9 protein-coding genes are annotated in these 13,802 nt (G+C 61.1%); 2 read left to right on the forward strand and 7 right to left on the reverse strand.

The window, feature by feature from the left end; genetic code table 11:
• Window positions 1-1,121: 1,121 nt before the first annotated feature.
• The 7 genes from VSP_RS16135 to VSP_RS35780 form a co-directional block, all read right to left on the reverse strand.
• Window positions 1,122-1,490, reverse strand: a complete 369-nt coding sequence (locus VSP_RS16135) for a hypothetical protein (RefSeq protein ID WP_009961954.1) — start codon at window positions 1,488-1,490, stop codon at window positions 1,122-1,124.
• A gap of 310 nt (window positions 1,491-1,800) precedes the next feature.
• Entirely contained in the window at window positions 1,801-2,514 is a 714-nt protein-coding gene (gene surE / locus VSP_RS16145) for a 5'/3'-nucleotidase SurE (protein WP_029190496.1), read from the reverse strand.
• A 54-nt stretch (window positions 2,515-2,568) separates the two neighbouring features.
• Complete coding sequence (locus tag VSP_RS39565; RefSeq protein ID WP_009961957.1) at window positions 2,569-3,180, reverse strand: LON peptidase substrate-binding domain-containing protein; 612 nt, start codon at window positions 3,178-3,180, stop codon at window positions 2,569-2,571.
• A gap of 100 nt (window positions 3,181-3,280) precedes the next feature.
• Complete coding sequence (locus VSP_RS16155; protein ID WP_009961958.1) at window positions 3,281-4,540, reverse strand: DUF1501 domain-containing protein; 1,260 nt, start codon at window positions 4,538-4,540, stop codon at window positions 3,281-3,283.
• A gap of 47 nt (window positions 4,541-4,587) precedes the next feature.
• Window positions 4,588-8,337 (reverse strand): DUF1553 domain-containing protein, encoded by a 3,750-nt coding sequence (locus tag VSP_RS35775; protein ID WP_009961959.1) that lies wholly within the window; start codon window positions 8,335-8,337, stop codon window positions 4,588-4,590.
• A gap of 99 nt (window positions 8,338-8,436) precedes the next feature.
• Window positions 8,437-9,069 (reverse strand): response regulator, encoded by a 633-nt coding sequence (locus tag VSP_RS16165; protein WP_009961960.1) that lies wholly within the window; start codon window positions 9,067-9,069, stop codon window positions 8,437-8,439.
• A complete protein-coding gene (locus tag VSP_RS35780; RefSeq protein WP_198141405.1) occupies window positions 9,069-11,147 on the reverse strand; it encodes a sensor histidine kinase in 2,079 nt (692 codons plus the stop codon). Before VSP_RS35780 ends, VSP_RS16165 begins: the two co-directional genes overlap by 1 nt.
• Window positions 11,148-11,456: 309 nt before the next feature.
• Here VSP_RS35780 and VSP_RS16175 point away from each other — a divergent pair, with 309 nt between their 5' ends.
• Window positions 11,457-12,452: a metallophosphoesterase gene (locus VSP_RS16175; protein ID WP_009961963.1), complete on the forward strand. Its 996-nt coding sequence runs from the start codon at window positions 11,457-11,459 to the stop codon at window positions 12,450-12,452.
• A gap of 16 nt (window positions 12,453-12,468) precedes the next feature.
• The gene (locus VSP_RS35785) at window positions 12,469-13,794 is read left to right on the forward strand and encodes a polysaccharide lyase 6 family protein (protein ID WP_009961964.1); all 1,326 of its coding nucleotides are present in this window, start codon (window positions 12,469-12,471) and stop codon (window positions 13,792-13,794) included.
• Window positions 13,795-13,802 lie beyond the last annotated feature (8 nt).

The raw sequence follows: 13,802 nt of genomic DNA on the forward strand, positions 1-13,802 counted from the left end.
TTCCGGTAGCGGATGTTTGGTTTATGCGTGCTGCCAAATACCCAAAGGGTGCTTCACATGGCCGTGAGTCGCGGTAGCATTACGTACCCCGGAAATGTGTCCTCCCCCGGAGGAGTGGCGCCACTCGGGCCTTTTTTGGCACCTCCGATTCCTTCCCTGGTGGCCTCTGGAGAGCTTCAACTGGGGTGGCAGCCCCGCATCACGTTCAAATGCCGTATGACGCTCCATCCCTTCGCTCCAACGTGGGGGCTGGGAACCCCGCATCCTTTCGGCTTCCAGGCTCGTGATCAGTAAAAGGATAGAGGACATTCCTGGCCGGGTCGTGTGCAGATGTCCCATGAGATTGTATTAGGAATCGCCGTCCAGATAACTTGGTTTGTAGGGCGACCGCTTCGGTTGCCTCAGTTCGGCGGACATGCAAGGCAAGCGGAGCGCTTGCCCTGCCCTATAGCGTCAGGGAGGGAAGGAGTGTTAGAGACGAACGAATCTCAGGGGGACGGCGCTTGAGCCGGATGGCACATCCGGACTACGCCTGAGGCAACGCTGCGGGAGTAGTCCGACGGTCCCCGTCGGTTTGGGAGCGAAGGGGGGATAGGTAATCACCCTTGACGCACTGACTCTTGAACGCCCCACGGCGTCTGGTCGGGCAATACCCAAACTTGTTGCCCCCCAAGCCTGATACCTGCCTGTTTTGGCGGTTGTGGTACCACTACGCGCCTCCGCGCAAAGTTGAGTTCTTCATCAATGTGAGGCATCCTCAGGGGATGCTGATATGATGGCAACATCAGATGCGTTAGTCGGAGCATGGTACAACCAGTTCTCGCTCCTGGCGCCTGATGAAATTTTGAACCGGAGTGCCTCAAACTCCTTCTTGTCCAGAAGTCCGTCTGTTGTCAGCTCTGTCAGCACCTCAGGGTAGAATCCATGCTTTTGCCGATGAACTGATAGCGCGGAGCCGAGTTTGATCGCATTTTCAAGCTGTTTGGGCTGGCCACAACTTTTTAGAACTCTGGCGGCGAAGAAATTCGCCTGATGCGGTCAATCCGATCAGCAGTCCGACGGCGACAAGTATCAAGAGCCTTTTTTCCATCCCGTGCGGGCGTAAATTGGCTAATCCACTGTTACTTCGGCAGCCTCTTGCCGGTGATTCTCCGGGCCTTGTCGAAGTCGAGCACTTCGAAGGTCGAGTAATCATCACTGAAGGTCATCACGGCCTGCTCTCCGCCTTTGCGATTGAGCTCCACGGTCTTGATGTCTTTGATGACGAATTTCGCTGTGAAATGCGGGTGGCGGAATGTGCCGTCAGGCATGAACACGCACTCCCGATCCGGCACCCCAGCGCTCACATTGCGCCAGGACCACTTGCTGGTGAGCAGGAAATCACGCAAATTCGCGGTTGTGCTGACGCGGCTGGGCTCCTTTGGAGGTAGCTGGGCACTTGCGACTAAGGTGAAGGTCAAGAGCAGAGAGAGGGCCAGAAGGTGTTTCATGAGATTGGAGGTGGCAAGAATAGGCAATTCAATGTCAGTCTTGGTTGCGCTGGCCGAGTGCGCTTGCGCTTGCGAGCATAATTTGGATGATCGGAATCAGGACCTTATCGATCTTGGGCATGTGGCCAGATCCGGTGGGCAGCAACCTGATGACGTAGGAAAAAGCGATCGCTGCCGCCCAGAAGGCCTGATTGAGCACTGATAGGTTTCGTCTTGTCTCCGTGTGCCTCGTTCATAGCGCTGTTGGCAGGGGGGGCGCGGGAATTCTCGCTTCGTCTTGGGGGTTGTCCAACCATTCCGGTCCAGGCACCTACGCAACGACGCTCAACCTGCTCACCGAGACCGCTCCACCAAAACACACGTTCACATCAGAACCCACAGGTGCTGGGCGGTCTGCATACCGGGCGGTGTAGCGCAGGTCCCACTCTCCCGCATTTCCCTCACTCCGATCATACGTCACCAGCATCGGCGGGCGGGCGGGGGAGGTGATCAATCGCTCCGGCAATGCCTCGCTGCCAGGTGGCAGGTGGGGGTAGTTGACGTTCCAGAACTCGCCATCCGCCAAATTCTGACCCAGCAACCACTCGATTAACTGGGTGGTCCAACGGCCTGTCCGTTCCCAATCAAGAGCAATGCCCTTCACGAGATAGTGCGAAAAAGCGGCCGAACGGAACCCGTGATACGCCGCTTCTCTCGCCCCGGCGACCGTGCCGGAGATGACCAGATCCTGCCCCATGTTCCCGCCGGCGTTCACGCCGGAGAGCACAAAGTCCGGCTTAATACCCAGGCCAAAGACGGCTGCCCGCACGCAATCGGCCGGAGTGCCGCTGACGGCATAGGCGTGTTCCGCCTTCTGGAGGACCTTCAGGACCTCCGTGGTGGTCACGCGATGGCCACACTGGGAGTACTCGCGATCTGGGGCGGCAATCGTGTAGGTAGCCCCGGGAATTGCTGAAACTGCGGCGGCCAGAGCGGCCAGTCCGGGGGCTTCAATGCCGTCGTCGTTGGTAAGGAGGAAGTGCAAGTCCACCCATGCTCCGGGGAGCAGGAAAAATCAAGTCTTCCCCCGTCGCCCTGCTTACAGGCACTCCCTCTTGCGCAGGGCGTCGATCAGCAGCTCAAACCGGCGGGCTAGAGAGGTCTCAGCAAGGAGCTTTTGCTGCAGCTTGGGGCAGCGGGTGAAATGGTAGCTCAGCACATCACAAATGAGCTCCGGATTGTCGTTCTCTCCCAGCGTTTCACAGAGCTGGGATGCGCTCTCGTCTTTGCCCACCTTGAAGAGCTGGAGGGCCTTGTCTTTCAGGTCCATCACCTTGTCGATATCGTCGATGTGGGTCTCGACTGGATCGACGGCCGCGATGCGGAAGGGGCGTTCCTGGACCCATTTTTTGAGGCGAATGCGGCGGACCCCGAGGAGGAGCAAGTGGGAGGTGCCATCATCCTGCTGGACGCAGGCCCGGACCAGCCCGGCAGTTGTGTGCGGATTGATCTGGTCGCTGTCGCCTTCATCGCTCCGATTCCCGATGCAAAACATGCGATGCGACTGCAGCGCGTGGGTCAGCATGGAGCGGTAGCGCTCTTCAAAGATGTACAGCGGAAGAAGGCAGCCCGGAAAAAGGTGGCAGTCAGAGAGCACCATCACAGGCAGTTCTCCGGGGATAGTCAGACTGGCTTCTTGATTGATGTCCATTCCCACTTCTATACGCCACTCAGCAAGCGGGTGGACGACCCGGCTTGCCGTTTCCCGCCTCCTGCAAAGCACTGATTTTGCAGGAGGTTGACGGATTTGGCTAGCTGAAAAGTGCCTGAATGGGGTGTCCGCCGTCGGTGATGGGCACCGGGCGGGATGCATCAAAGAGCTCCTTGGAAGGGTCCACGCCCATGGCGGCATGGACGGTGGCATGAAAATCCGGGATGCTGACGGGATTCTCCAGGACGTTCTTGGAGAGGTCGTCTGTGACCCCATACGCGCCGCAATGCTTGAGCCCCCCCCCAGCGAGGATCAGGGAAAAGGCGGTACCCTGGTGGCCGCGCCCCCCTTTGCCATCGTAGGCGGCAGGGCGACCGAACTCGGTGCCGATGACGATGAGCGTCTTGTCCAGGAGGCGCTTCTCCTCCAGATCGATGATCAGGGCAGACAGGGCGGTGTCCAGCTCCTGGATAAGCACGTGCTGCTGGAGTTGACCCTCGTTGTGCGTGTCCCAACCGGTGCCGTTGATGAAGTTCAAGTTGTGTGAAACCTCAATGAAACGCACTCCGGACTGTACCAGGCGGCGGGAGAGCAGGCAGCGTTGGCCGAACTCGCCGCCATAGGCCTGGCGCAGAGTGGAGGATTCCTCATCCAGCTTGAAATTGCGCATGAACTCCGGACCGGCCAGCCGCAGCGCCTCCCGCTGTGCCGTCTCGTAGTCGCCCATCACCGAGTGGTCGCTGGTGCGCTTCTGCAGGGGTTCAAGAAGCTTCTCCCGGGCACTCATCCGGTCGGGGGTGACGAAATCTGGGCGGGTGAAGCCTGCGGGTCCCGTGGCCGTATCCGTAAGATACACGTAGCCGTCCTTGGCTCCGAGGAAACCTGGTCCGCGGCTCACGTTGGGGTAGCCGATCAGCATGTAGGCGGGCACTTTGGGATCGGCAGCACCACGCTCATGAGCGATGATGGAGCCGATAGAGGGATAAGTCACGTTACCGCTGATCATCCGGCCGGTGTGGACGATGTTCGTGGCGAAGGCGTGCTCATCAATGACCTTGTGATTCACGGTGCGCACCGCAGTGATGCGGTCCATGAGCGGGGCGGTCTTCTTGAGGTGCTCGCACACCTTCACGCCTGACACTGCCGTATCAATGGAGGCGTACTCTGAGCCTGCCAGCTTGGGCGTCGCCTTGGAGTTGCCCAGAGCCTTGGGGTCAAAGGTGTCGATCTGCGACATCCCGCCGCCCAGCCAGATGAAGATGCAGTGCTCCGCCTTGCCCTTGGGCATCATGGCCTGGGGACTGGCATAGGCCGCGAGGGGGGCCAGGGCGGCGGTCTTAAGGAAGGATCTGCGGTTCATAGTACGAGGAAATTAGATGGGTTGAAGAAGCGGAAACGGATGGTGAATCAGGGGACGAAGACCCATTCCGGGGCGTTCAGCAGGGCCCAGAGGGCGTCCTCCAGCTTCTGACGCCAGGCAGCATCCAGCTTCTGGGTGGGTGGGTCACCCTTGCGGGCGGCCGTTTCTTCCGCCATGCGCACCGTGGTGGCCACGGGGTCCAGGTGGTTGGACCAGGACACGTACATGGGCTTCACCCGCGGGGCTGGGGTGGCGACAGGCACCGGGGAGAGTTTGCGATCGGCATAGCCTGCACCGAGGAACTCCGTGTAGCGTTGCTTCTCCTCCGCGGTCGGCATACGGGTGAGGAGTTTCAGGAACAACGTGTCCACAAACTGGTCCACGGGCCGGTCTTCCAGCGCCAGGGCAGTGATTCCGTGGTCATCGCTCAGTCGGGTGAGCCAGATGCCCACGGTGCCGTTGGAGATGATGGCAGGCTGCAGGACATTCGACTCCCGGTCGCGCTTGCTCACGGGATCCTGACGGGACCCACGCCAGCCGAAGGCGCCCAGCACGTCGCACACGGCCTGGTTGCGGGGGAGAGCCAGGCTGGGGCGGTCACGCTCATTCGAGGTGGAGGTGAGCATCCAGCTACGGCGGGGATGGCCGAGGCTGATGGAGTTGCCCAGATCGCGACGGCCGTCGATGTCGAGGCTCACTTCTTCCAGATTGAAGGGCTTGCCCGTGGCGGCAAAGAGGGAATCGACGATCTGCTCCGCTTCCAGGCGGCGGGGTGCCGGGGAGGCGAAGAGCGGGCTCGCGGTACGCAGGGTGTCATCCGTTGCGCGTTGATAGGCGTGGGACGTCATGATCAGGCGGACCAGCTTCTTGGCATCATAGCCATTGCGCACAAACTCACGGCCCAGCCATTGCAGAAGCTCAGGATGGGTAGGCTTGCCTTTCTCCCAGTCTTCCACCGGCTCCACGATGCCTCGCCCCATGAGGCGGGCCCAGAGGCGGTTGGCCATGACTTGGGCAAAGCGCTCGTTCTGCGGACCTGTGATGATCGCCGCCAGTTGCTCGCGGGTGTCTTCAGGATGCTCCGCAAGAGCGGCTCCGGACGCCTCATCACCAAACTTCGTGAAACGCCACTTGGGCTGCACTTTGGAACCTGGCTTCAGCGTCACTTGAATGAGCGGCTTGCGGCCCCCTTCATGCAACTTGTCCATGGGCACACTGCTTGTGGTGGGCACATCCACGGGTTTCTGGGACAGCATCGCCGCCAGGGCAAAGAGGTCCTCCTGTAGGGACTCATGAGAAGGGGAGTCGTGGCAGCGGGCGCACTTTGTCTCCACACCCAGGAAGGCAGTGCTCACAATCGTGCCCTTGGCGGCCATGGGCACGTCATTCTGTGACGCCACGCCGAAGCCAGCAGGGCCACCAAAGCGGACACTGCCCTTCATGGTCAGCAGTTCTGTGACGAACAGGTCCATCGGCTTGTTATCCAGCAGTGCCTCGTAGATCCACCAGCGGAAGGGACCGGAGTTGTTGAGCGTCGGGTTCAAGATGTTGGGGTTCTCTGCCAGCACATCCTGCCAGTAGCCCGTCCAGTTGTCGGCCCAGCGGGGATCGGTGAGCAGTTTGTCAATCGCGCGAATACGCTTGTCAGCGCTGGTGTCCTTCTGGAAGGCTTCGATCTCGGCCAGCGTTGGCGGCACGCCCACTGTATCGAGGTAAGCACGGCGCAGGAACGCGAGGTCGGAGGTCAGCGCGGTTACGGTGATCTTGTCCACCTTCATTTCGGGCCAGACGGCCCCCTCATTGATCCAGAGGGTGATCAAATCCGTCTGTTCCTTGGTCAACCGGCTGCCTTTGGGGGGCATGATGGCGTCTTCATCATCCGTGATGACTCGCGCAAGCAGGGAGCTCTCCTCCGGGTGCAGTGGCGTGACGGCAGGACCGTCGTTCTCACCGCCATGCATTGCTGCGGCCAGAGAGTCGAGCTTGAGGTCGCCCTTGGTCTTCGTGCCCTGGTGACAGTCATAGCACTTGGTCTCCAAGATGGGCTGGATGTCGCGATAGAAGTCCACCTTGCCGCTGTGGGAGGCCGTGTTCTGCTCACTCACCGTCGCCATCTTCACAGAGAGGAAGTGATCGATGGGGTTGAGGGCAGGATAGCCCTTGACGAGCGGGGGCACGGCCACCTCCTTGGTGCTGGCCAGCCAGTCTTGCACTGCTTTGCGGCGGTTGTCCCAATACGGCTTGGTTTCGGCCAGCCGCTCCGCGCGACGCTGGCTGTTCATTTCATCCAACCTTGCCTGACGGTCTGCCGCATAAGTCGTCCAACCCTGGTCATTGTACGTGATGGCTTCACCCGCCTTGCCGCCCTTGGCCGGGGTGAGTAGTTGCCAGGTCTCCGTGCCTTGCTTGGACCAGGCCACGACGGTTTCCCCCAGTTCAGGCCGACGCTTGCTTTTTCCAACCATGCCGCCCACCAGTGTTTCCAAGACGACGGTATGCTCCCCGCCTTTTGATTCAAACTCGCACCACGTTTCCTGGGTGCCGGGAGGGGCAAAGCGGAAGTCCGGGCCGAGGTTGAGATAGCCTTCCTGCTCGCCCACATGGCCATGTCCGCCGCTGTCGGGTTTGGGGAAAGTCGTGGTGAGCAACTGCACCCCATCGATGTGCAGATGAGAAGCCCCCCGACCACGCAGGAGGATGCGATGCTTGCCCGCCGGGAGGTTCACCACCGCGGCTGCCCGCACAAGAAAAGGGATGGGGCGATCTGCGCGCACGCCGCTGGTGATGTACTTGTGAGGCACTTCGAACAGGCCAAACGCACGCTCACCGTAGGACTCCGTGGCCCGGGGGGATTGGGTCGGCCAGGCGTTCTTTTCTGGCAGGCGGTCCTCGCAGATCTGCACGAGCACCTTGCCATCTGGAATCATGCTGCGCTCGACCACTGGGGGCTGGGGCACATACTGGAAGCGTTGGGCCACCACTGACTCAGGCAGAGTGCCGCGATAGATGGCCACTTCATCCAGCGACCCTTGCAGCGAGTTGCCGGCGCCGCCGCCGTAACCGGAGCCGATGTTCAAGTCGTCGGCATCATTTACAGGACCGTTGTTGGTCTTGCCCGCCATGTCCCACACGCCCTTGACCTCCTTGCCGTCCACATAGGCTTCGAGGCTGTCGGCCTTGCCGAACGTATAGCTCACCACAACATGGTGCCACCCGGTGCCGGGAGTGAATCCTTCTTCGGCCACCCAGCGGTGATACTCGCGTGTGCCATCTGGCTTGTCGGACTCGCTGCGGAAGAGGAACGAAGGCCGGGCCTCGCCACCTTCGCCTTTGAGGCGCAGGGCATAGTTTTGGTTCTCTGTGGAGAAAGCGGCTTTCTTGTTGCGGCCCTTGCTTACGAGATAACAGTAGGAGCCGTTCTTGATTTGCTCGACGCTGACCCACGCTTCCAGCGTGATGGCATCCCCTTTAACAAAACGCAGGTTCACTCCCGGGACATCCGATTCACGGACATTGATGCTGGTGCCGCTGCCGGAGAAGACCGCCGCCTTATTGCCCGCTTTGAAGCCGGGGAACGTCGGTGTCTGCGGCCCCGTCGGGGTGATGGACTTGCCACCCTGCCACGCGCCGGGCTCATCCTTGTCGAAGGTCCATTTGATCAGCGGAGCGGGGGCCTGTTCCGCCACTTTGTCGCTGGAGTCGTTCACGGAGTCATTCGTGGCATCGTTGGTCGTCTGCCCAAAGGCAGTTGCCGAGGCCAGAGCCAGGAAAAGAAAAGGTTTGCGGGGAAAGTGCATGGCGGTGTGTGCTAAAAGAATAACGGAGTCAGGCCGCGTCTTTCAACACTCGCCCGAACCGCATTCGGGGTGGTCCCGCATCCCCCATTCGGGTGATGTTCAGACCTCCAGGAGTCCTCGCCGGATCGCTTCCGTCACCGCCTGGGTGCGGTCTTGAGCCCCCAGTTTTTCCAGGACATTGCTTACGTGGCGTTTCACGGTCTCCTCACTCAGACCGAGAACGGAGGCGATTTCTTTATTGCTGCGCCCTTTGGCCATCTGGGCCAGCACCTCGCGCTCCCGCGGGCTGGGTTCCGGCCTGCCCAGCCGCTCCGCCAGACGCTGGGCGATGTCTCCTGGGAGGTAGCGCTTGCCCAAGCCCACGGTGCGGATGGCCTTCAGCAGGTCCTCGCGGGGAGCGGACTTTTGCAGGTACCCCAGAGCCCCGGCCCTGATGGCCCGGTACACGTCCTCATCCCGTGCAAAGGAGGAAAAGACGAGGATGCGGATGCCCGGGTGGGCCTGCCCAAGCTGCTCTGTGCAAGTGATGCCGTTCACCTCCCCAAGCTGGAGATCCATGATGACGACGTCCGGAGTGTGGGCGGCGCAGGCGGTCAGAGCCTCCGCCGCACTGCCGGCCTCAGCGACCACCAGCAGATCCTCCTCAAGCCCAAGAGAAGCCGCCAGTCCGCTGCGGACCACGAAATGGTCGTCAACGAGAAGGATGCGAACAGGAGGAGGCGCAGTGGACATCAGGTGAATGACGCGCGGAGGGCGGGCAGCGCAAGTGTCAATCCCACCGAAGTGCCTCCACCCGGAGTGCTCTGCAAGGACAGCTCCGTGTGTAGTTTCCTTGATCTCTCCCTCATGCCCTGCAGGCCAAAGTGCCCGCCAGACACGGACATCTTGCTGGGATCAAAGCCCTTGCCATCGTCGGCCACCGTGAGCCGCAACACCTGGGCATCGGTCTCGACCTTGACAATCACCTTTTGAGGCAGCGCATATTTCAGAGCATTGTTCACGGCCTCCCGGGCGATGCGCAGGAGATGATGCTGGACGAGCGGCGGCAGGGGAGGAATCTCGCCGTGCACTTCCACCTGAATCGGGATCGCCGTCGTCGTCTGCAGGTGATCGACGAGCCCTTGGAGAGCCTCGGGAAGCGGCACCTCATTGCGTGAGGCGTCACGCAGATCCCAGACAAAGTCCCGGGTTTCCGTCTGAAGCCGGGAAAGCAGTTTGCGCTGCTGTTCCAGAAGCTGGCGCGCCTTGTCATCGGCCACCCGCGGCGTCGCGGCGTCCAGGCGCAGGGAGAGGCCGGCCAGTTCCTGTTCTAGCGTGTCATGAAACTCCCGCGCAATGCGTTGCCGTTCCTCCAAAACTGCCTCCTGCTGCGTCTTCAGTTGCAAGAGACCCAGCTGCCGGTTCACCTGTAGCTTGAGCAGACCAGCCCATGCGGCCACGAGCACGCCCGCACCGGCGACTCCCGCCAGCGCCAGCGCCAGACGCCGGGCATTCCACCAGGACGGTGCCGTCAGCAGCAGAGCATCCTCCGGCTGACGAAGCCACAGGTCATAGGAGGTGGGGAAGGTGCGGTACCCCTCTGACCGGGTGGAACTGACCCGGCACAACCCGGTGAATTGCACCCTCGAACCCGGCTCAAACATCATCGCAGGGGATGCCGGGCCGATCACCTTGAAGCTGGTCGATTCCACCTCGGCCACCCAGACATTCGCTGTCCCGGACCGTTGCAGAATCTTGGCATTGACCACCACGAGCTCAGAATCGCAGCTGCCGTTGGCCAACTCCTTGGCCGTGACTGCGACTGGTGCCGGAGTAGTGCCGCGAGCGGTCACGCGAAAAACTGCGTCTGCCAGCATGGCACTGAAGTTGCCCATCTGGGGAAAGCCCAGCGCTTCCACATCATCTCCAGGTTCCAGTGGTTCCGCGTATGGCGTGTGGACAAACAGGCTGCGGGTTCCTTCCCGGAGATAGAAGCCGCCGCCCAGCACGCCGCTGAGCGCCGTGCCCTTCACCTTCACCCGATGAATATCGGGATTGCGATTGGCAGCGGCCAGGAGCGCTGCCACGGAGACGGGGGGGAGGTCAAAAGGGTCTGGGGGTGGGGGAGCGCTGATGGTAATGGCCCGAATGTCGGCGACCCGGACGTAGGGATGCACCAGCTGACGGCGATCATTGATCGCCCCCGCCGCCAGCCCAGTGACTTTGAGCTGTGCATCGACAAAGTCGTGGGTGTCTTCCGGTGGATTCTGGTCGAAACGCACCTCTGCCACGCCATCTCGCGTGTTGAGCCGGAGGCTGGCGGTGTTTTCCCCTGTGAGCTCCATCGAGCGTCCCACGCCATCCAGTTCCACCAGTTGATAGTGATAGCGCCCGTCCACGAGATCGTCCGGAGTCACCTTCACCGGGCTGGGCAGCGGCCCTTCACCCAGGATCTCCACCGACTCTGGAGCAATCCCACCGATGTACAAGCCAGGGACGCGAGTCCCTTTCACCCGCAATCGCATGCCCGGCCGCATGGAGCGTCCGGACTTGGAATTCCGTATGAAGGTGGCTCCCGACTCATCCTGGAGAAAGACGGTGCCGCCGGGATCTACAAAGGTCACCGTGGCATCCAGTTGCACAGGGGGCTGCAATTCCGGATCGATCTCCGGATAGCGGGCCACCTCATTGGCGCGGCGCAGGATGTTGGCATTCGCCACAGGCGCGACCGTCGCCGGGGCGGCAGGCGGGATTTGAGAGAAGGCGTCGGGAGTCCCCACACCTAGAATGAGGCACACGGTCAGCAAGGCTGGGAGGGAAAGGGGGCTCATGGTGACCGGGAAAAACATAGCCCTTTCCTCAAAGTTCAAGCAAGCTGGAGCTTGAGGAATTCGTACGGGTCACAGACCCCATATACAGCATGGTCGCCCGGGACAAGGATTCCCGCGCTCGAGCCCTGATCTTGTCGGCAATGGATGTTCACGGCTACTTCCCGCCAATCCACTGATGGACGCCCGCTTTGTGGCAAGCGGCGCAGATGGGGATGGCGGGGTCATGAACGAAATTCCCAAATAGCTACGAGGATGACCAGACTGCGCGTTTGTGATTAAATCCCACTTCCACCATACGTTTCCGCTTCCATGAGCTCCGAACCCCAACCGCTGACACGCCGTCGTCTCCTAAAACAAACCTTTGCTTTCAGCGCGGCTGCGCTCCTGGGTCAGGGTTATCGTCATGTATCGGCTCAAGAAGTCGTCAAGACGGCCAGTCACCTGCTCATGATCGGAGATTGGGGGCCGGACAAGGACTGGAAGCCTCAGGAGGCCGTGGCGCGTGGCATGGCGACCTATGCCAAGGACATGACCGTGAAGCCTGAGGCGTTGTTCCTGTTGGGGGACAACTTCTACGGCTCATTCAAAGGCGGGCTGAAAAATCCCCGCTGGAAGTCCCAGTTTGAGGACATGTACCCGACCAGCGTGTTCCCTGGTCCCTGCTACGCCATGCTTGGCAATCACGACTACGACGATGAGCCAGAGATCAAGCTGAAGGCGCAGCTCGCCTATGCGGCAGAGAACCCCGGCACCCGGTGGACGATGCCTGCCAAATGGTACCGCATGGAGCATCCTCAGGTGAATCCACTCATGACGGTGCTGGTACTGGACAGCAACTACAAAAACCGGGTGGCCTCCCTGACGCAGGACGAAAAGCAGGCCCAGGACAAATGGCTCCGGGCGGAGCTGGCCAAGCCCCGTACCACTCCCTGGTTGGTGGTGATGGGGCACCACCCGCTCTACACCAACGGCGTGCACGGCGACAGCAAGACACTCATCGCTGCCTGGGACAAGCTCTTCCGCGAACACGAAGTGGACTTCTACTTCTGCGGCCACGATCACGATATGCAACACATGGAGTTCGAGGGGCACCCCACCTCCTTCGTGCTTTCTGGCGGGGGCGGGGCCCGCGTTCGTGAGTTCAAGAACGGAGTGGTGCACGGACCCTTTGGTCAAGCCATTCACGGCTTCACGCACCTGGAAGTCACCCAGGACCGGTTTGTCGTGCGCCACATTGATGCGAACCGGAAGCTTCTGCATGCCTTTGAGAAAGACCGGAGCAGCAAGGTGACGATCGTGAGCTGATCCCTCCGTTCTCACCATGAACCCAAGCCTCGCCCTGGCAGGCCTGCTGGCGCTCTGCATCCCAATGATCGGTGGCCGCCTGGCTGCGGCCGAGGTCGCAGTAGCGGATGCGGTTCAACTCCGCGCTGCCGCCGCCGCCGCCCGACCGGGGGATGTGCTGGTGATGAAGGACGGCACCTGGACGGATGTGGACCTCTTGCTTCAGGCCCATGGAACGGCAGAAGCCCCCATCACCCTGCGGGCCGCCACGCCTGGAGTCGTTGTCATTTCCGGGAACTCAAGCCTGCGCATCGCCGGGAGTCATCTCACCGTGGAAGGCCTCTGGTTCAAGGACGCCCTTCCGACGAAGGGAGACGTCGTGAGCTTCCGGTTCGATGCGAAGAATCTGGCCAGCCACTGCCGCCTCACGCAATGCGCTATCACCGAGAGCGAGGGCGGTGGCGACGGCAAAGAACGCAAGTGGGTGTCTCTGTACGGCGCGTATCACAAAGTGGACCACTGCCACTTTGCCGGAAAGACGGGGAAGGGCACGCTCATGGTGGTGTGGCTGGATGGCGGCGAGGCCTCCCACGTCATCGAGGCCAACTCCTTCGGCAAGCGCCTCAAGCTGGGCAAGAACGGCGGCGAGATCCTAAGGGTGGGGGACAGTGATTCCTCCATGCAGAACGCGAGGTGCAGAGTGATGGGAAACCTCTTCGAGGAATGCAATGGGGAGGTCGAGGTGATCTCCAACAAGTCCTGTGAGAACGTGTATGAGGGCAACGTGTTTCGGAATTGCCAGGGCACCCTGACCCTCCGGCATGGAAATCGCTGCCGGGTGGCGGGCAATGCGTTTTTTGGCAATGGCCGTCCCCACACCGGCGGCATCCGCATCATAGGCGAGGGACATCGGGTGATCGGGAACTATCTGGAGAAGCTGGAGGGTGCTGAAGCCCGGGCTGCGATCTGCCTGATGAACGGCATCGAGAAGTCCCCGGCCAACGGGTATTTCCAGGTGAAGGACGCTTTGGTTACAGGCAACTACATCAACCAGTGCCGGGAGAGCATCAACATCGGCTGTGCGGACAAGGACGTGAAAGCTCCGCTGGGACCTCTGAGCTCTGTGATGGCGGACAACGTGATCTACGCGACGAATCGCATTGTGACGCTGCAGGGCACAGGTGCTGGTGTGCGCTGGAGCAGCGGAAAGGTTGGGGGAGCAGAGCTGGGGTATGTAGGCCCTGTGGAGCCCGTGCAGGCCCAAGAAGTGAGCTATGAGGCCTGGCTGAAAGCGACAGGGCGGAAGCCGATGGACGAAGGGTCGGTGGGGGCTTCGTGGATGAAGCGGATGCCGTCGTCGTAGCAGGCTGG

This window comes from Verrucomicrobium spinosum DSM 4136 = JCM 18804 (assembly GCF_000172155.1).
Taxonomy (GTDB): domain Bacteria; phylum Verrucomicrobiota; class Verrucomicrobiia; order Verrucomicrobiales; family Verrucomicrobiaceae; genus Verrucomicrobium; species Verrucomicrobium spinosum.